The sequence below is a fragment of the Sphaerobacter sp. genome (assembly GCF_019683595.1).
Taxonomy (GTDB): domain Bacteria; phylum Chloroflexota; class Chloroflexia; order Thermomicrobiales; family Thermomicrobiaceae; genus Sphaerobacter.
This window is the reverse complement of record NZ_JADGHZ010000058.1, coordinates 1-18,940: the sequence shown is the minus strand read 5'-3', so window position 1 is coordinate 18,940 and position 18,940 is coordinate 1. Positions and strand designations below refer to the sequence as shown.

At 68.6% G+C, this 18,940-nt stretch carries 18 protein-coding genes; 7 read left to right on the top strand and 11 right to left on the bottom strand.

The window, feature by feature from the left end:
• Positions 1–116: 116 nt before the first annotated feature.
• The 8 genes from IRZ30_RS08275 to IRZ30_RS08240 all read right to left on the bottom strand — a co-directional run bounded on the left by IRZ30_RS08275 (position 117) and on the right by IRZ30_RS08240 (position 10,054).
• Positions 117–1,325, bottom strand: coding sequence for an MFS transporter (locus IRZ30_RS08275; RefSeq protein ID WP_294084421.1), 1,209 nt, complete (start codon positions 1,323–1,325; stop codon positions 117–119).
• Positions 1,326–1,384: 59 nt separating this feature from the next.
• A complete protein-coding gene (locus IRZ30_RS08270) occupies positions 1,385–3,097 on the bottom strand; it encodes a M28 family peptidase (RefSeq protein ID WP_294084420.1) in 1,713 nt (570 codons plus the stop codon).
• Between the two features lie 50 nt (positions 3,098–3,147).
• Complete coding sequence (locus IRZ30_RS08265; RefSeq protein WP_294084419.1) at positions 3,148–4,521, bottom strand: M20/M25/M40 family metallo-hydrolase; 1,374 nt, start codon at positions 4,519–4,521, stop codon at positions 3,148–3,150.
• Between the two features lie 130 nt (positions 4,522–4,651).
• Positions 4,652–5,647 (bottom strand): nitrilase-related carbon-nitrogen hydrolase, encoded by a 996-nt coding sequence (locus IRZ30_RS08260; protein WP_294084418.1) that lies wholly within the window; start codon positions 5,645–5,647, stop codon positions 4,652–4,654.
• 294 nt (positions 5,648–5,941) lie between these two features.
• Positions 5,942–6,784 carry a TIGR00730 family Rossman fold protein gene (locus IRZ30_RS08255; RefSeq protein ID WP_294084417.1) on the bottom strand — a complete coding sequence of 281 codons (843 nt, stop codon included), beginning with the start codon at positions 6,782–6,784 and terminating at the stop codon, positions 5,942–5,944.
• A gap of 146 nt (positions 6,785–6,930) precedes the next feature.
• Entirely contained in the window at positions 6,931–8,070 is a 1,140-nt protein-coding gene (locus IRZ30_RS08250; protein WP_294084416.1) for a DUF4388 domain-containing protein, read from the bottom strand.
• Between the two features lie 23 nt (positions 8,071–8,093).
• Complete coding sequence (locus IRZ30_RS08245; protein ID WP_294084415.1) at positions 8,094–9,146, bottom strand: GDSL-type esterase/lipase family protein; 1,053 nt, start codon at positions 9,144–9,146, stop codon at positions 8,094–8,096.
• Positions 9,143–10,054, bottom strand: a complete 912-nt coding sequence (locus IRZ30_RS08240) for an HIT domain-containing protein (protein ID WP_294084414.1) — start codon at positions 10,052–10,054, stop codon at positions 9,143–9,145. Before IRZ30_RS08240 ends, IRZ30_RS08245 begins: the two co-directional genes overlap by 4 nt.
• A gap of 189 nt (positions 10,055–10,243) precedes the next feature.
• Here IRZ30_RS08240 and IRZ30_RS08235 point away from each other — a divergent pair, with 189 nt between their 5' ends.
• Positions 10,244–11,761 carry an undecaprenyl-phosphate glucose phosphotransferase gene (locus tag IRZ30_RS08235; protein ID WP_294084413.1) on the top strand — a complete coding sequence of 506 codons (1,518 nt, stop codon included), beginning with the start codon at positions 10,244–10,246 and terminating at the stop codon, positions 11,759–11,761.
• A gap of 105 nt (positions 11,762–11,866) precedes the next feature.
• Here IRZ30_RS08235 and IRZ30_RS08230 read toward each other — a convergent pair whose 3' ends face one another.
• A complete protein-coding gene (locus IRZ30_RS08230) occupies positions 11,867–12,517 on the bottom strand; it encodes an ABATE domain-containing protein (protein WP_294084412.1) in 651 nt (216 codons plus the stop codon).
• A 328-nt stretch (positions 12,518–12,845) separates the two neighbouring features.
• Between IRZ30_RS08230 and IRZ30_RS08225 the strand changes: the two genes are divergently transcribed.
• From IRZ30_RS08225 to IRZ30_RS08210, 4 genes are read left to right on the top strand one after another with little or no spacing between them, the layout of a single operon-like run.
• Positions 12,846–13,994, top strand: a complete 1,149-nt coding sequence (locus IRZ30_RS08225) for a glycosyltransferase (RefSeq protein WP_294084411.1) — start codon at positions 12,846–12,848, stop codon at positions 13,992–13,994.
• Positions 13,985–14,689, top strand: coding sequence for a hypothetical protein (locus IRZ30_RS08220; RefSeq protein ID WP_294084410.1), 705 nt, complete (start codon positions 13,985–13,987; stop codon positions 14,687–14,689). The genes IRZ30_RS08225 and IRZ30_RS08220 overlap by 10 nt, the downstream gene beginning before the upstream one ends.
• Entirely contained in the window at positions 14,686–15,369 is a 684-nt protein-coding gene (locus tag IRZ30_RS08215) for a lipopolysaccharide biosynthesis protein (protein ID WP_294084409.1), read from the top strand. Before IRZ30_RS08220 ends, IRZ30_RS08215 begins: the two co-directional genes overlap by 4 nt.
• A gap of 37 nt (positions 15,370–15,406) precedes the next feature.
• A complete protein-coding gene (locus IRZ30_RS08210; protein ID WP_294084408.1) occupies positions 15,407–16,105 on the top strand; it encodes a CpsD/CapB family tyrosine-protein kinase in 699 nt (232 codons plus the stop codon).
• Positions 16,106–16,163: 58 nt separating this feature from the next.
• Here IRZ30_RS08210 and IRZ30_RS08205 read toward each other — a convergent pair whose 3' ends face one another.
• Positions 16,164–16,892, bottom strand: coding sequence for a DUF4388 domain-containing protein (locus tag IRZ30_RS08205; protein ID WP_294084407.1), 729 nt, complete (start codon positions 16,890–16,892; stop codon positions 16,164–16,166).
• A 10-nt stretch (positions 16,893–16,902) separates the two neighbouring features.
• Positions 16,903–17,355 carry a hypothetical protein gene (locus tag IRZ30_RS08200; RefSeq protein WP_294084406.1) on the bottom strand — a complete coding sequence of 151 codons (453 nt, stop codon included), beginning with the start codon at positions 17,353–17,355 and terminating at the stop codon, positions 16,903–16,905.
• Between the two features lie 251 nt (positions 17,356–17,606).
• Between IRZ30_RS08200 and IRZ30_RS08195 the strand changes: the two genes are divergently transcribed.
• Together IRZ30_RS08195 and IRZ30_RS08190 are read left to right on the top strand one after the other, a co-directional pair.
• Positions 17,607–17,819: a hypothetical protein gene (locus IRZ30_RS08195; RefSeq protein WP_294084405.1), complete on the top strand. Its 213-nt coding sequence runs from the start codon at positions 17,607–17,609 to the stop codon at positions 17,817–17,819.
• A gap of 333 nt (positions 17,820–18,152) precedes the next feature.
• Positions 18,153–18,940: magnesium chelatase domain-containing protein (locus tag IRZ30_RS08190; protein WP_294084404.1), on the top strand; the 788-nt coding region annotated here is incomplete at its 3' end.

Below are 18,940 nucleotides of genomic sequence, written 5' to 3'. Positions count from 1 at the left end.
CCCGCACCGGCGGGGGGTGCTGCGCGCGCATCTGACCCGCGGGCAGAACCGCCTGGTCTGGACCCTGCACCTGGCCCGCGAGACCGTCGAGGCCGCCACCCCGTAGCGCGCGGGGGTCACGCCGCGGCGTCCGACGCACGCGGGCGCCGGCGATCGCGGCGGATAAGGTCGAGCAGCAGCACGAGCCGCACGAGCGCGAACGCGCCGCAGGCCAGCCAGACGGCCTGGAAGCCGCCGCCGCGCTCGAGCACGAAACCGAAGACCGAGCCGGCCAGCGTCGCTCCGAGCTGGCCGGCCGTCGCCATCAGGCCCACCACCCGCGCCGTCTGCCCCGCCCCGAAGCGCTCGCCGGCCAGCAGCATGAACGGCGCCGTGGTCGCCGACAGGCTCACGCCGCTCAGTAGTGTGGCGGCGACCACGAAGGGCATCCATGGGCTCAGCGCAAGCAGGCCGAACACCAGGACCGCCAGGAGCGACCCACCGGTGACGACCATGATTCGGCCCCGCGGGAGATCGGCAGCCCAGCCGACGATGGGTGCGGCGACCAGGAGGGTCAGATTGGCGAGCGACGCGACCGTCCCCGCCCAGACCTCGGTGTACCCGAAGTCGGCGGTCAGGTAGGTCGGCAGCCAGGTCAGGATCCCGTACATGGCGAGCATCCCGATCAGGCTGGCCGCCAGGAGTTGCCAGAAATCGCCCCGGCGCGTGAGCCTGGCGGGTTCGCCGTGCGCGTGCGAGGAGGAGGCGATCCCTGGCTCGCCCGGCAACACCGAGGCCGCCGCCACCAGGGTGACCGCCGTCAGGAGGGAGAGCGAGAGGAAGGCGCCGGTCAACCCGACGAGGCCGGCCAGCGCTGGGACGAGGATCATGGCGCCGCTGCTGCCGATCCCCGCCCCCGCCTGGAGCACGCCAAGCACCCGCCCGCGCTCTTCCGGTTTGAAGAGGACGATCCCCAGCTTCATCGCCGGGGTGTAGAGCAACGCGCCGGTCGCCCCGAGGAGGAAGCGCGCGGCGAGCGCGGCACCGTAGGAAGCCGTCCCCGCGAAGAGCGCGGAGAAGAGCGCGCTCGCCGCAAGCCCGGTCACGAGCAGGCGCTTGGCGCTGAAGCGGTCCCCGACGAGGCCAACGATCGACTGGGCGATCCCGTAGCCCAGGACGTAGGCCGAGAAGAGGGTCCCGACACCGGCGTAGTCGGTCCCGAACCGCAGGCGTAGGCCGTCGAACACGGTGACGACGCCGGTGCGGTGCGCGTTGTGGATCACCAACATCGCGGTTAGCAGCGCGACGGTGGCGAATGTCCGGCGCGAGTGTGACCCGAGACTCACTACCTCACCGCGCCGTTCCCTCGGGGTACCGTACCGTTTGACTCACGGTCCGCCATGCTCTAGCGTGCGCCAGGCCACGCGCCGGCCACGCGGCGGTGCGCCGCGCGGAGGGCGTGCTCCACCCGGTTCCGCTCCCGGACGAGCTTCGCGTGCAGGAATCGGAACTCGTCGCTGGCCGGGTCGAGGCGCGCCAGTTCGGCTGCCTGCGCCAGCCCCGGCACCGGGACGGTTCCCAGCGCCAGGTCGTGCTCGAACGGACCGCTGCGGGTGTAGTTCACCGGGATCAGCAGGCGGCTCAGGTCCATGAGCAGGTCGTTCACCTCGTCCGGGTCCCGCTGGTCGAGCGGGGTGGCGCGCAGCGTAGCGGCGAGACGCCGGGCCTCATCAGCCGTCCGGCTCAGATCGATCGCGCCGTTGGCAGCCTCGTGGTAGCCACTCACGGCCTCCGCGATCTCGTCGGCCGCCGCCGCGAAGTCGAAGGGCAGCCGCTCGACGGTGCACAGGCGCCAGAGCGTCTCGGCGTAGACCCCGGCGTCCCGCACCAAGTTGTCCGGATCGATCTTGTCCAGCGTGTCCTCGGTGGTATGCCACCACCAGCCGAGCCCGCCCGCACGCCGGCCGCTGCCCAGGAGTTGCCCCAGGGCCTGCGCGGTCGCCGAGGCATCCGCAGCCTGCTCGGACAGGGAGGCGAACAACGTCGGGATGCCGTGCCCCCAAAAGGACTGATCGCTGGAGCGGCTGATGCGCCGGTAGACCAGCTCGACGCCAACCGTGTCGCGCAGGATCTCGCGGCCGAAGGCGTAGGTCTCGGCCATGCTGGGCGCCTCGTCCAGAACCTCCGCACCCTTGGCGCCGACCGAGTCGATGTTCACATGGCAGACGCAGCGCTCGTGCAGCTCGTGCCAGAAGGTGTCGGCATACCAGGTCGAGCCGGCGTAGCGCCCGTGCGAGTGACCGGACCAGAACGCCAGCCGCACGCCCCGGCGCAACTCCCCGCGCCGCTCGGCGAGCAGGCGCGCGACCTCGAGCTGCGTGGCGTTCGCGGTCCCGTTGTCCATCGCGCCGTAGTGCCAGGAGTCGACGTGGCCGCTGAACAGGACGAAGCGATCCTCGACCGTGCCCGGGAGATCCGCGATCAGCGTCGGGATCTTGCACCAGGCCCGATAGGGTTTCGTCATCAGCCGCACCTGGACCGGCCCTCGCGCCAGCGCCGCCTTCAGCCGCTCGCCACCGGCACGGTCCACGCTGACCGAGGGAACCTTCGGCAGCAAGTCGGCCGTCTCCGGCGTGGCCGTGCCCCACACCGGGGAGATGCACATCTGGTGGATGTGCTCGTCGTTGACGTGGATCTGCCCGATCGCCCCGGCCTGCTGCGCGGCCAGGGTCTTGCCCGGCATCGCCAGCCCGTCGCTCAGCACGATCTTGCCGCGGACGTCGCGTCCGGCGTAATCGGCGGGCAGACCCGCGCCGACGTAGACCAGCTCGCCGACGACCCCGTCGTCCTCGGTCTGCGGGCTCAGCGAGTACCCGTTGGACGGGATGACCTCCGGCTCCGTGCCGAGGATCTCAAGCCTGGATTCGCCTGGGTAGCCGATGAGCGCATCGCTCTCGTAGCGTGTAATGGTGTAGCCGAAGCGCTCCAATTGCTCCTGGATGTAGTCGAAGGCCTTCGCTTCGTCCGGCGTGCCGGAGAGCCGCACGTACTGCGCGATCGCCCGCAGGTGCCGGTCCAACTCCGCCCCTGAGACCGCGCGGCTAATCGATTCGACCATGGTCCCTGCCTCTCGGTGCTGCACACACGACCGGCGGCCGCCCCGCCGCGTCACATCTGGCCGAGCGCCGTCAGCATCGCGGCGCCGGTTTTGATCCCCTTGATGAAGCGCTCCAGTTCCAGGTTCTCGTTCGGCGCGTGGTTCGACTCATCCGGGTTGGCGTAGGGAACGCCGAACGCCGGGATGCCCAGGACCTTGGTGAACACATAGTCGGGCAGGCTGCCGCCCAGCGCCGGCACGAGCAGTGGTTCCTCTCCCTGGCCCAGGGCAACCCCGCGCCGGATCGGCTCGGTGTAGGGGGAGTCGAGCGGCGTCTTCGACGGCTCCATCGAGCCCTGCCGGATGACCTCGACGTTCGGCGCGTGCTTGCGCACGTGCGCCTCGATCTTGGCGAAGATGTCGTCGGCCTTCTGCGCCTCGACCAGCCGCACGTCGCACTTGACGACCGCCTCGTGCGGCAGGACCGTCTTCGAGCCGGGGCCGCCGTACCCGCCGTGGAACCCGTTGATGGTGAAGGTCGGCCAGGCCGCGAGCCGCTCGAAGTAGCCCCGCTCGCGCGGCTCGTCGAACTCGGCGATCCCGAGGGACGCCTTGACCGCCTCCTCGTCGACGGGAAGCTTCGCCAGCGCCTCCTGCTCCAGCGGCGTCAGCGGGAGCACGTCGTCGTAGAAGCCCTCGATCGTGACCTCACCCCGCTCGTTCTTCATCGTGGCCAGCAGGTGCACCAGCGTCCAGATCGGGTTGGGCGCGACCCCGCCGAAGTTGCCGGAGTGCAGGTCACGGTTGGCTCCGCGGGCGCGCAGCTCGAAGCTCAACACACCCCGCACGCCGAAGAGGATGCGGCTCCGGCCGCTCTCGTCCACCGGTCCGTCGCTGGTGATGACCAGGTCGGCCATGACGTCATCCCGGTGCTCCTGGATGAAAGCGGGCATGTGCGGGCTGCCGACCTCTTCCTCACCCTCCAGCAACACCTTGACGTTGCAGGGGAGCGCACCCCGCACCGCCAGCAGCGACTTGAGGGCCAGGATCTGCGCCAGGTGCTGGCCCTTGTTGTCGCCGACGCCGCGCGCGTAGAGGCGCCCGTCGCGGATGGTCGGTTCGAACGGGGGCGTGATCCACTCCTCCAACGGGTCGGGCGGTTGCACGTCGTAGTGGCCGTAGAGGAGCACCGTCGGCGCCCCCGGCCGCTCGATCCGCTCGCCCAGCACCATCGGCCAGCCCGCGGTCGGGATCACCCGGGTGTTCAGCCCGATCTCCCGCAACACCCCGGCGATGTACTCGGCCACCTCAGCGATCCCGACGCCGTGGGCGCTGATACTGGGCCGCCGGACGTAGTCGATCAACTGGTCGACAAACTCCTCGCGGTGCTCGTCAACGTATGCGAACACATCCGCGAGATCGAGGTTTCCCCCCTGCGCAGTCACCCTCGTTGTTCCCTTTCATCTGGCCCCGCCGGTACACCCCGGCTCCGGGGCAACCTGCACTGAATCCCCACAATCAACTCGGCACCCCGAAGGCCGGACGAGGCGCGACCACCCGTGTCCGGTGCCCCAGTTACCGGACAGGCACAGCCTGCTTTTCGGGCAGGGGCGCCAACTCCTCTTGCAGCCCATCCGGGGCAGGCTCGGGCTCACGCTGGAAGGTCACCGGGCGCTTGGGGCGCTCGTCGACGATGAGCTGGAAGACATCGGGGCGGGCGTAGTGCCCGACAGCGTCAAAGTCGTACTTGCCCCGCACCACCTCATCCAGGTCCAGGTCGGCGGTGAGAATCGTCTCCCCGTCGATCGCCGGACCGGCGAGGATCTGCCCCAGGGGCGAGACGATCATCGACGCGCCACGGCACAGGACGGTGTCAGGGTCGGTGACCCCCTCGATCGGGTAATCGTCCGGGTAGTCGCGGCGGCGCGCAAACTGGTTGGCCGAGAGGACGAAGCAGCGCCCCTCGCAGGCGATGTGCTGCATGCTGGCCACCCAGGAGTCCCGCTGGTCGGCCGTCGGTGCGCAGTAGATCTGGATGCCCTTCTGGTACATCGCCATGCGCATGAGCGGCATGTAGTTTTCCCAGCAGATCACCGCGCCGATCCGGCCGATCGGGGTGTCGAACACCGGCAGGGTCGAGCCGTCGCCGTAGCCCCAGACGAGCCGTTCGGCGGCAGTCGGCATCAGCTTGCGGTGCTTGCCCATCAACTCGCCTTGGGGGTTGAAGAAGAGGACCGTGCAGTAGAGCGTGCCCCCGTCCCGCTCGATCACCCCCATCACGAGGTACACGTGACGCTCGCGCGCCAGCTCCCCCAGCCGCCGGGTGGCCGGGCCCGGCACCTCAACGGACGACTCCCAGTAGCGTCGGTACCACTCACGACCCTCTGGGGTGCGCGAGCCGACGGTGGCCCCGAAGGTGATCCCGCGCGGGTAGGCCGAGAGGAAGGCCTCAGGGAAGACGACCAGGTCCGCATCGACGTCCGCGAGGAGCCGCGCGGTCTTCTCCAGCGTCGCATCCAGATCGAAGGCGACCGGTGCCGCCTGCACGACCGCTGCACGCACCTTGGACATGGCCCACCTCCTGACCGTTGGCCGCGAGACCGCGGCGTCGACATGGCTGTTGTTCGCAAGACGAGCCGGCCTGCCTCAGGATACACCAGACCGCCGCGTGGCCAGAGACGCCGGTGTCCTTTCATTTCTATGATCCCACGGGGAGGATGGATCGTTGAAGACCTGGCGGCTCCAGACCCCCGCCCTGGCGAGCGACGTCGTGGCACGTGTGCCAATTCAGGTCTTGGACGGGTTCAGCAGGAGAGTCGCGCGCCCCAGCATTGCCGAACCGGAAGGCGGGGCCACATCACGCTGTTACCGCTCCCCGCCTTCGAGCAGGCCGACCTCGGCGGCGACGGAGCGCTCTTCGGGGAGCCAGCAGCGGCGACGGTGGCAGTCCTGGATGAGGGAGGACGCCTCTTGGACCGAGTCGGTCATCACCAGTCGGGTCAGGTCCTTCCCGGAGAGCTTTCCCTCGGCAACCACGGTGTTCGTGAGCCAGTCGATCAGCCCCCGCCAGTAGTTGCGGCCGAACAGGATCACGGGGAAGTGGGCGATCTTCTCCGTTTGGATCAGCGTCAGCGCCTCGAAGAGTTCGTCGAGTGTGCCGAACCCACCGGGGAAGATCACGAACGCCTCGGCGTACTTGACGAACATCGTCTTGCGGACGAAGAAGTAGCGGAAGTCGACCGCCAGATTCACGTAGGGGTTCATCCCCTGCTCGAACGGCAGCTCGATGTTGCAGCCGACCGAGAGCCCTCCCGCGTCGTGCGCACCGCGGTTGGCGGCCTCCATGATCCCCGGCCCACCCCCGGTGATGATGGCGAAGCCGGCGCGCGACAGGTCGAAGGCCAGATCGTACGCGGCGGCGTACATCGGGTCCGACTCGTCAATGCGGGCCGAGCCGAAGAAGCTCACGCCCTGCGTCACCGGCGCGAGCGCGTCGAAGCCCTCGACGAATTCGCCTTGAATGCGCAGGATGCGCCACGGGTCGGTGTCGAGGAAGGCCGTTGAGGAGGGTTGGCGGCCAGGGGATTCCAACAGCCGCCGGTCTTCGGTCGGCTGTCCCGGGCGCGCAGCACGGGAACAGTTGGGGTTCGCTGTCTCCCCACCGGCCGCGCGGTGCGGCTCTCCGCGACGCGAATCAGTCTCGTCCATCGTGACCCTTCCTCCTCGCTCACGGCACCGCGTTCCCGGCACCTGCCGCACAGAGATCGCGGACGACGTGCCATCGTCCGGGTCCGCCGAGCCGCGCGGGATGGTGCCTCCAAGCCGGACGGCGTGCGCCCGGCAGCGCAGCCGGCCTAGGCGGGCGCGCCGGCCATCATGTCGCGCAGGAGCAGCCCCTCGATCTCGATGAACTCGTACATGCGCATCATCGCCTGGAACTCGGCGTCGGTGTGGCGGTACAGGCCCTCCATGAGGCCCTGCGCCACCACCGGATCGAACATCTTTGAGAACTTGTTGTTCTGGATGGCGATGAAGAGCTTGTAGAGGTCCACCAGCTCGGTCGGGGAAATGGGCGTGTTCTGATCGCTGATGATGACCTTCCCCGCCGCCATGCGCACCTTCAAACGGTTCTCGACCGCGAAGCGGTTGAGCTGGTTCTCGAACTCCAGGGCGACGCGCGCGTGGTCGAACAGGACCAGCTTCAGGTAGATCGATTCGACCGCCAGGTTGAACAGCTCGATGACCTTGGCCTTGTTCGGTGGGATGGCCTCGATGTAGTCCTGCGTCGCAAGAAGGTACAGCGCGCGGGCGGTCTCGAACTGTGTCAGCCCCGCCTCCCGGGCGATGGTGACAACGTCGCGCTGGCCGTCGACCAGCCGGAACACCCCCTGGAGTTCTTCCGGGGGTGCGGCGTCCGGCTGCTGTGCGCGGCGGCGGAAGATCATGTAGACGGACGGCACCACCGGCGAGAGCTGGATCCACTCGTCGACGCGGCGTGTGCCCTCGATGATCAGGCGCATGCTGTCGATGGCGACCGGGACGCCGCCCTCGCGCACCACCTCGCCCGCCTTGAAGGTGAAGTAGCAATTGCGCCAGAGGAAGAGGGTATAGATCGAAATCTCCAGCAGTTGCTCCTCGCAGGCGCGGATGTCGTCGTCGGTGATGGCGTTGGTCTCCCGCAGGTGTTTGACGATGGCCTCTTCGCTGTAGAGCCCCCGCTGGCGCAGCGCCACGACGTGCTCGCGCGTGAGCTTGCCGAGCCGCGCCAGCAGCTCGGTCATGGTGGGGAGCCGGCTCCCGGCAGCGACGTAGCTGACCCGGCCGTCCTCGAAGGTGATGGTGCGTGTGTTCCAGCCCTGGATCAGCGTCAGGATGCCCGTTTTCTGGGTGAAGCTGAGCATCTGGAAGAGGTCCGAGAGCGTGAACACGCCCAGCCGACCCTGCAGGTCCAGCTCCGTGTCATCGGCCGCTCGTGGCTGATACGGCGTGAACATCGCGCCCCTACCTTCCCGCGCTGCTAGCTTCCCGGCAGCGCGACCTCGACATCCGCGCTCGCTTGATTCCCCGCCAGATCGGTAGCTCGTACGGTCAGCGTGGCGGAGGCGCCGGTCCAATCGCGCGCATCCCACACGCCCAGGTAGGCGCTCTGGGACGGGACATAGTGCAGATCCTGGACGTACTCGCCATCCACGAGCAGTTCCACCCGGGTAACCCCCACCGCGTCGTCAGCACGGACGCGCACCGTCGGTGTCCGGCGCCCGAGCGGCCCGGTGGCCGGCCGCTCGATGGTGACGGTCGGCGCCTCCTGGTCGTAGCCCAGCGCCTGCCAGACGAGGCGCGCGATCTCCGCGTGCCCGGCATTGTTCGCATGGACGTCGGTGGGATACCACGTCCACTCGCGGATGTGCCCCCGGAAGACCGGCTCGACATCCGCCACCCGCGCCCCCTCCGCCGCGGCACTCTGCCGGATGACCTCGTTGAACTGGGCCACCCACCAGGCGTCGCTCCCCTGCTCGGCAGGATCCCCCTCGCTCAGGTCGTAGTACGTCGTCACCGCGATGTCGGCCGCCGTTTCACCCAGCGCCTCCCGGATCGCGGCCAACGCCGCGGGGAACGTCGTTCGGAACCGTTCCAACCCCGCCTGGCGCGCGGCGTCGTCGCTCCCGGCCAGCCGTAAGATGTCGTTGCCGCCCAGCGTAAGCGTCACCGCCCGGATCTGCGCTCCCCTCGCGTGCGCTGCCTCAATGTCCGCCCGCGCCAGGCGGAGTTGGTCGCCGGTCAGAAACGATTCCGTCGTCTCGCCCGGCACCGCCCGGTTGATCAGCGTCACTGCGGGCGCGCCCTCACCGCCGAACTGCTTTTCCATCAGGTCACGCACCAGCCACGGGTAGCCGCGCAGCCGCGGGAGGGTCGTGACCAGCCCGGCGGCGATCGAATCCCCCAGCGCCAGGTAGACCTGCTCGGGCAGGGCCGGTTGCGCCGCAACGCGACGCGTCGTGCCCGACGCGAGCGGCGCCAGGGCCGTGGTGATGAGCAGCGCGACCACGACCGCGGACCGCGCCCGGCTCATGCTCCCGCTCCGAGGAGCGAACCGGCCCGGTCCAGCGCCGACCGGAGGATGTCGCGCGCCCCGTCATGCGTCAGGGCCGCCACGGCCTCCTCCGGGTCGAGCAGCAGTGTGTCGACGCCGAGGTGCGCCTCCCAGTCGGGGCCGGGTTCCGCGGTGACGGTCAGGTAGGCGACGAGCTTCTCCTCGCCGTCCACGGTAAAGCGGGACGCTCCGGCCCAGTCGGCCACCTGTGCCCGCAGCCCCATCTCCTCCCCGACCTCACGCAGTGCCGTCTGCCAGGCCGCTTCGCCCGGCTCGATCTGACCCTTCGGCAGGACCAGTGAGCCGTCCCTTGCTCGGCGGAGGGCAACCTTGCGCTCTGCCGGCACCAATACGACGGCACCTGCCTGCGGCAGAGCGCGGTCGCCCGGCTCGCGGCCAAGCCCGGAGACGACCAGCTCGGCGCGAAGCTTGGCATAGGTGACCGGGATGAGCTCCGGCAAGACCATGGTGTTGGCAATGATTGGCATGAAATTCGCGTCGCCTTCCCACCTTGGCACGACGTGCACGTGCAAGTGGTCGGCGACGCCGGCCCCGGCGACGCTGCCGATGTTGAGGCCGATGTTAAAGCCCTCACACCGGAGCGTGCGTTGCTGCGCTGCGGTGACCCAGGGAAGCAGTCCGAAGATCTCGGTGACCGTCTCCGGTGGCAGGTCGGCGAGCGTTGCCGCGTGCTGGTACGGCACGACCATCACGTGGCCGGTGTTGTATGGGTACAGATTCATAATGACAAAGGCGGTGGTACCGCGGTGCAGGATCAACGACGCGACGTCGTCGTCGCCGGCCGGGCGCAGGCAGAAGATGCACCCTGGCTCGCGTACCTCACCACCGACGTACTGCATCCGCCATGGTGTCCAGAGGCGTTCCATGAATCCATCCTGTATCTCGACAGATTCCTGGGATCGATCTTAGCATAGGGCAAACGGAGCCATCTCCCCCGAAAGTCCCATGCTCGTGGGCACGGGAGCCAGGCTCCGGCAGCGCGGCGCCGGTCAGTCCCTCTGCTATACTACGCCGTGCTGCGTTGCCGGGGGACCCGCAAGGAGGCTTGGCCGCGGATGGCAACGCTAACGGGAAGAGATGTGACCGCCGAGCTTCGTACCAGCACCGGTGTGCAGCAGCGCGCCAGCGCACGGCGCGAGCCTCGCTGGCTAACCCAAACGCTCCGCGCCGGCACCGACGCCGCGCTCGTGCTCCTCGCGTTCGCGCTCGCGTACGCGCTGCGCTATCGCCTCGAACTCGGCGGCGACGTCTTGCCAGGATTCACACAACCCTTCGACTTCTTCCTGGGCAAGGCCCTGCTCCTGGTCGTGGTCTCGGTGATCATCTTCCACCTGCGGGGCCTTTACCGCCTGCCGCGTTGGACCAGTTTCCTGGACGAGGCCCAAACCGTCGTCAGCGGCTCCACGACGGCGATGGCCATCGTGATTCTGTACAGCTTCCTGCAGCGCTTCTACCCATCCCGCTTGATCTTCATCTATGCCTGGCTGCTCATGATCGCGCTGCTGCTGACCAAGCGGCTGATGACGCGCGTCGGCCGGCAATTGCTGTGGCGCCGCGGGATCGGGGTCGACCGGGTACTGGTGGTCGGCGCGGGACGGGCAGGCCAGCGACTGCTCCAGTACATCTACAACCAGCCGCAACTGGGCTACCGCGTCGCGGGGTTGGCGGACGACGTGCCGCTCGACGACGACTGGGGGATCGCGACCGAACGCCGGGTTGAACGACCGCAATACCTCGGGCGGCTGGCCGACATCGGTGAGATCGTCGATCGCCACGAGATCGACGAGGTGATGATCGCCCTCCCGCCGACCGAACACAATGCCGTGGCGCAGGTGATCGCGACCTGCCGCGAACGGGGCATCCCGTTCATGTTCGTCCCGGACCTCTTTGAGATGGCCCTCGACCGGGTGCGCATCAACGAGGTTGCGGGACTGGCCCTGATCGAGGTCAAGGACGCGCGCATCAGCGGCTGGAACTACGCGATCAAGCGCGCCATGGACGTGGTGATCGCCACCACCGTGCTGACGCTGGCCGCCCCGCTGATGCTCCTGATCGCCATCGCGATCAAGCTGGATTCCCCCGGCCCGATCCTCTTCGGCCAGGAGCGGGTGGGGAAGAACGGCCGCCGCTTCACCCTCTACAAGTTCCGCTCCATGTGCAAGGACGCGGAGGAGAAGAAGAAGGAGCTCCTCGCCGCCGCTTCGCCCAAGGACGGCCTGCTCTTCAAGCTGAAGGACGACCCGCGGGTGACGCGGGTGGGTCGCATCCTGCGCCGGACCTCATTGGACGAGCTGCCGCAGTTCTTCAATGTCCTGATCGGGGAGATGAGCGTAGTCGGGCCGCGGCCGCAGGTTCCGTCCGAGGTCGCTGCCTATGAGGACTGGCACTATCAGCGCCTCATGGTCACCCCCGGCCTAACCGGACTCTGGCAGGTCAACGGCCGTAGCAACCTCACCTTCGACGAGATGGTGAAGCTGGATCTCTACTACGCCGAGCACTGGTCGCCCTGGCTCGACATCAAGCTGATCCTCCGCACCATCCCAGCCGTCCTCCTCGGCCGCGGGGCGTACTAGCGCGGCGCAACAGCCCCGCCCGTCCAAAGTAGTGTTGAGCAGCAGTCTCCAGAGGATGTGTGCGCCACGTGGCCGACCGCGGGCAGGCGGTGCGCGCCCGCACCCTCATGCCGTGCTCGCCCGCTCCTGGCGGCGGCGCTGGTAGTGGCGGCGTACCTTGGCGCGGTTGCCGCAGTCGCGCATGTCGCACCAGCGGCGACTCCGGTTGCGGCTGGTATCGAGGAAGAGCCAGCCGCAACCATCGCCCGCGCACTCCCTGACGCGGGAGAGCGCGTCGGACGTCAGGAGGTCGGCCGCCGACCGGGCGACCGGCCAGAGCATCCGGTCCAGGTCGTCGGGCTCGGCGGCCCAGCCCCAGGAGAAACCTTCGGGCTGTGCGACGACCCGCGCCCGGCTCAGGGCGTCCGCGACGGCCAGGTTCAACGTGTCGAGATCGGCCGGCGGGGCGGGCTTGCCGGCGGCAACGTGGGAGAAGATCCCGTAGATCGCCTCGCGCAACGCCAGGGCGCGGGTGAGCACCGCCTCCGCGTCGGCAGGCCGCTGGCGCGCGACCGCGAGGAGGAGCTCGCCGTCGTCGACGAGGCCGACCTGCTCCGCCCAGGCGACGAGGTCGGCGTAGTCTTGGAGATACTCGGTCGGGGTGTCCGTGTCGCGGCCGGCACGGGTGTTGGCGAAGTCAAGGCAGAGCACGCCACCGACCAGCTTGAACCGCCCGTGTGCACGCGAGTTTGCCGGCCGCATGGTCCCTTCGATCACTTCAGTCCCGTCACGGACCTGCTGGACGCAACGCCGCGCCCACCTGTATCTAACCAATCATAGGCTGATGGTCGGTTATCGGCAAGGGGCGGCCCCAGCCCGCCTGGGAACCTGACCGGCGCGGGTGCGCGGCGTCTCCCAATCGCTATAGGTGCAGCGAAGGTACACCGCCGCAGGCCGAGGGAATCGCGTGACCGGCGGACGTGCAGCGATCGCCCCGGACTGGGTCACCGGCTCGGCGGCTGGCACTGCCTAAGGAACCGTGTATCCTTACCCCGATGACAGGAACCGGCCCTCCGACGGGGCTCGCGGGTGGGTGCGTGTGCGCATGCAGGCAGCGCGCGTTGCGCTGGTCCATGACTACCTCAACCAGTACGGCGGCGCCGAGCGGGTGCTCGAAGCGTTTCACGACCTCTACCCCGATGCACCGGTCTTTACGTCAATCTACGCGCCCGAGCTCATGCCCCCACACTATCGCGACTGGGATATCCGCACGTCCTTCATGCAGCGGCTCCCGGCCGTCCACCGGCACCATCAGCCGTACCTCCCGTTCTACCCTCTCGCCTTCCGGCGGATGCGGCTCGACGGGTTCGACCTGATCTTGAGCTCGAGCAGCGCCTGGGCGAAGGGCGTTCCGACCCCACCCGGGGCGATCCACGTCTGCTACTGTCACAGCCCGATGCGCTTCGCCTGGGACTTCCACCGCTACGCCGAGCGCGAGCGCCTCGCTGGCGCCGTCCGGCGGGTGCTGCCGCCGTTCCTCGCGCTGCTGCGCCGCTGGGATGTTGCGACGAGCCGCGCGGTGGACTTCTTCATCGCGAACTCAACGACCGTGGCCAAGCGCATCGCGGACTTCTGGGGGCGCGATGCCACGGTGATTTACCCGCCGGTAGACACCGCCGGCGCCGCGCCGGTCGCTCCATCCGAGGTGGGCGACTACTTCCTGGCCGTCTCGCGCCTCGTGCCGTACAAGCGGTTTGATATCGTGATTGAGGCCTTCAACGCGCTCCGGCTGCCGCTGAAGATCGTCGGCGACGGGCGGGCGCGGCCGGACCTCGAGCGGATCGCCGGGCCGACGATCGAGTTCCTTGGCACGGTCTCCGACGAAGAGAAGTACCGGCTCTACGCGCGCTGTCAGGCCGCGATCTTCCCGGCCGAAGACGACTTCGGCATCGCCCAAGTTGAGGTGCAGGCCTCGGGACGGCCGGCGATCGCGCTGGCTGCCGGCGGCGCGCTGGATACCGTGATCGACGGCGTAACGGGGGTGCTGTTCTCCCCCCAGACGCCCGAAGCGCTGATCGATGCCCTGGAGCGCTTCCGACGGATGACCTTCTCGACCGAGCAGATCGTCGCGCACGCGGCCCGGTTCAGCCGCGAGCGTTTCCAACGTGAGATTGCCGACTTTGTTGCCGAGCGATTGGCCGCGCGGCACGCACCGCCCGCGGCGCGCCGGCCGGAGGTGGCGACATGGAGTTGAAGGAGTATCTGGTCATCCTCCGCCGCCGCTGGTACTTCGTCGTGGTGGTGCCGTTGCTCGTGCTGGCCGGAGTGATCTACCAGGCGTCCCAGGCGACGACGAGCTACACCGCCACCGTCCGGATGGCGGTCGCCCGCACGCCCGACGTGCCGCCACCCCAGGATAACGTGTTCCGCTACGACCAGTACTACGCCTACCTCGCCAGCGAGTATCTGATCGACGACCTGGTGGAGGTCGTCCGCGGCAACGTCTTCGCCGGGGACGTGTCGCGCATGTTGATGGCGAGCGACGGGATCGAGGTCTCCCCTGGGGAGATCCAGGGGGCGCTCGCATCCGAGCGGATTAACCGCATCCTGACGATCCGGATCACCTCCGGCGATCCCAACCGGGCCGTGGCGATCGCACAGGCCGCGGCGGCCACGCTGGAGGAGAAGGCGGGCAGCTACTTCAATTTCCCGAACGCGTCTGATATCGTCTCGGTCACACCAGTGCAGGTGCCGGACTATGCTGTCGCCAACAGCCAGCGGCAGCAGTTGATGCTGGCACTCCAGGTGATCGTCGGGCTCTTCGCAGGGGTCGTGATCGCCTTCCTCGTCGATTACCTGGACGATACCCTGCGCTCGCCGGAGACGGTATCGGCCGCCCTGGGGCTCCCGGTGATCGGCACCATCCCGGAAGGGAAGGGAGGACGGTGAGACCGGAGGAGTACGCGCTGATCGTGCTACGCCGCTGGTGGCTGGTTCTGCTCGCGGCCGTCGTGGCGGGCGGCGTGGCCTATGCCTACAGCATCTCCCAGCCGAAGACGTATCAGGTCAGCGCCCGCCTGATGGCCATCGCCGAGCCGCCGGATTACTGGATGGACCTCTACGCCAAGAACCGGCTCGCGTCCTACGGCGATCTGATCAACAACGGGCCTTTCGTTGCCGAAGCGCTCCAGCGTGCCAACCTCGACATCGACGTCGGGCAGGCGATGAGCGGTCTCGCCGTCGGCCGCAACTCGGACAGCAACGTGATCCAGGTGGTCAAGACCGACACCGACCCGGAGCGTGCCGCCGCGGTCGTCAACGCGTTGGCCGCAGCCTTCGTGGCCCGTGCCGAGGAGGAGAACGCGCAGCTCGTCACCGAGTATCCCACCGGGACGGAGGGGGTGAAGCGCAACACCGTGCGCATCGAGCAACTCGACACGCCGGGCCCGCCGTCCACGCCGATCGGCCCGCGGGTCAAGCTGAACACGGCGGCCGCCCTGCTCCTCGGTTTGGTGGTCGGCGTGCTGCTGACCTTCGCCGCGGAGTACCTCGAAGATACCCTCCGCACCGAAGAGGACGTCGATCGCTACCTCGCGCTGCCGACGGTGGCCGCGATCCCACGGACCTGACGCGCCGGTGACGCACGCTGAGAAAGGAGAACCGCGGGTGAGCCAGATTCAGGAGCGGGCCGAGTCCCAGACGCGCGTGGGTGGGATCGACCTCGCGATCGTCGCCAACCCCGCGTCGGCAGTCGCTGAAGCCTACCGATCGCTCCGCTCGACGGTGAAGTTTGCGCGGTTCGAGCCCGCCGTGCGCTCGCTTGCGATTGCCGACGCCGGGACCGGCGGCCAGCACACCGACGTGGCGGCCAACCTCGCCGCCGCCCTCGCGCTCGGCGGCGACAGTGTCGTGCTGGTGGATGCCGACTTCCGGCGGCCCCGGGCACACGAGCTCTTCCGCCTGTCGAACGACACGGGCCTGGCCGAGTGGCTCGCCGCCGGGGACGCCGAGGCACCGCTTCCCCTGATCGAGAGCGGCGTCGACGGCCTGACCCTACTCCCGGCCGGCCACGCCGGCAAGACCGGTGGCACGCTGCCGGCCGACCTCCTCGGCAGCAACCTGTTTGCCCGGCTCCTGGCCCGCCTGCGCGACGAGGCGGCGTTCGTCGTGGTCAACACGCCCCCGCTGCCCGACTTCGGCGACGCACTAGCAGTCGCGCCGCGCGTCGACGCCGTGCTTCTGTTGGTTCGCTCAGGAAAGACCAAGCGCGCCGCAGCCCAGCGCGCCCGGGAGTCGCTCGACCGCGTCGGTGCGCGCCTGCTCGGCGTCGTGTTGACGGACACCGGCTCCCGCCGCCGCGCCTGATCCCATGGCGACACCCGTTCCCGCGGGCGACGCGGGGCATGGGCGATCACGCACTGCCTTAGGTGGTGGGGACTGCTCCTGCCCGTGCTGTGCGCTCGATCAAGCCGAGAGTCGTCAGCCGATCCAGCACCTCGTCCAGCTCGTCGCGTGAGCGTCCGGTCTTGGCCGCCAGATCGAACGTGTTCGTGGCACCGTTCAGGATCGCCAGGAGCACATCCAACTCGGGCCGTTCCAACCGATCCAGGATCTCCGGCACGAAGGGCACATCGGTCAGGCTAACTGTATCCCGCTTCGCGTGGGTCGCGAGCCACTCGTCGGCCATCCGCATCGCGTTCAGCACGATCGGCTCGATGCGAATCTCCTCCATGAGCGACTCATCGAGCTCCACCTCTTCGGGGGTGAAGACGAACGTGCCGCCCGGCTGGATCAAGATGCGGAAGAGCGACGCTTCGAACTGGGCCGCGACGGCCTTCCAGATCTGCTGGTGGTTCACGAAGCCGAGTTCGACCAGCATGTCCCCCAGCCGGGTACGCCCGTCCTCCACCGCCTGCAGCGCCAGCGCCTGCTCGACGTGCTCCTCGGTGATGTACCCCTGATCGATCAAGAGCTGGCCGATGCGCAGGCTCTCGTCGCTGGTGGTGACCGATGCAACCCGGCCGCGGTGGAACACCAGCGTGATCTCGTCCGTTGGGATGCTCAGGGTGAGGCGCCCCGATTTCCCGTGGCTCGACAGGACATGGAGGATGTCCTGGAGGGGAAGGTCCTGGAGGTCGCCGTAGAAGCCCATATCAGCCCCTCTACCGCGGCGTGGCCGGGACGACTTCGAACGTCGCCGCCGACTCGACCCCCCGGAGCGCCACCTTAACCTCTTCCTCCAGCCCCGCCTTCCCGGTTTGCGGAGTCACTGCCACCATGATGCGCACCTCCTGCGAGGAGAGATCGACGACGCGCACCGCGAGGCACGGGGGCAAACCCTCGAGGTGTTCACGCAGCCCCGCGACTTCGGTCAGCCGGCGTACGCCCCGTAGCACGACGTACCAGCGGGCGACCGGTTCCCACTCGGGCGGCCCGAGCGCGGACGAGATTGACGGGAGCTGCGGATGCGACTGTGCCTGATGCAGCCCAGCCAGGAAGTCCGTCCAGGCGGCAAACTCCCGCGCCGCCGCGCTGTCGAGGCCGGAGACATCGGGCAGGGCGCCGTTTCCGTTGGTCAGCTCTTGCGACGGTCCGCCGTCGTCCACGTTACGCATGGGCCCTCCCTCGCGGTGGACCATCTACCAGCCGAGCGGAACCTTCTCCAGGGTCTCACCGTGGCTCAACCGTAGCGACGCCCACATTCCGAGGTCAAGTATCGGAAGTCCTGAGCATACCCGGACTCGCGTACCTCGAACCCCGAACTCGCCCGCGGAACGGAACTGGCGGGCGGTACAATACGGGCATCGCATCCCAAGGCGCGGATCGTTGCCGATCGTGACCGCATGAGCGATGAGGAGGATCATCCATGGCACGAGACCGCAAGAAGACGCTCCCCCAGATCCGCTACCCGCGTGGGCGGCGCCGCGTTCCCGACGGGACGACGGTCCGCACCCACCCCTACCGGGTCCGGCAGACCAGCCGCGGGCGCGTCCCCGCCACCCAGGAGGACGTCCTGCCGTTCCTCACCTCCCACAGCGGCCGGCGGGACGCCGGCGAGCAAGCCACACCGGAGGCGTAGCCGACTCGGCCACCCGCGCCGAGCCATGGATGGCTTGGTGCCTGGGGGTAATGGAGTTTGACGAACACGATCGGTGTACGTGGTCGGCGTGTGCCCGGGGCTAGGGCCGCCGGGCATGCGCCGAAACGGAGGACACCCCACGCCAGGGTGTGAGCACCGCGCCGCCGAAGCCCCTTCCTGCGTCTGCCATCATCGGCAAACGTGGCGTCCGCGTGTGTACCAACGCTTTGCATCCATAATCGTCATCTCCGTGCTATACTGCGCTCACTGACCGCAACAATTGATCTCGATACGCCATCGTTGGCCGGTGGGTCGTCCGCGGGAGGGGGAGCGGTGCTGGCGAGGGTGCTGACGTGCGCCGTCATCGGGCTCGACGGCGTGCTGGTCGAGGTTGAAGTCGATTGCCGGAGTGGCTCACCCGGCCTGACGATCGTCGGCCTGCCCGACGCCGCTGTACAGGAATCCCGCGAGCGGGTGCGCGCCGCCATCCGTAACTCCGGTGCACGCTTCCCGCTCGGCCGCATCACCGTCAATCTGGCTCCCGCCGACATCCGCAAGGAGGGGCCGGCGTACGACCTACCCATCGCACTCGGCATCTTGCTGGCCTCCGGCGAGGTTGTGGCCGACCTGAGCGACACGCTCGTGATTGGCGAACTCTCGCTCGACGGCTCGCTGCGCCACACGACCGGAGTGCTGCCGATGGTTGGCGTGGCGCAGGAACACGGGCTGCGGCGGGCGTTCGTGCCGGCGGTTGATGCCGCCGAGGCGGCGTTGATCGAATCGATCGAGGTCATCCCGGTCGCGACCCTGGCCGACCTCATCCGGCACCTCACCGGAGAGCAACCGCTCGCACCATATGTGAACGGCGCGGCACCCGAGGGCGATGACATGCCCGAGGCCGTGGTCGATCTGGCACACATCCGGGGGCAGGAGCACGTCAAGCGCGGGATGGAGGTCGCGGCCGCGGGAGGGCATAACCTCCTCATGACCGGCCCACCCGGTGCCGGCAAGACGCTGCTGGCCCGCGCCATGCCCGGGATCTTGCCACCGCTGACACGGGAGGAGGCGCTGGAGGTCTCCAAGATCTACTCGGTGACCGGCTTGCTCCCGGCCGACCGCCC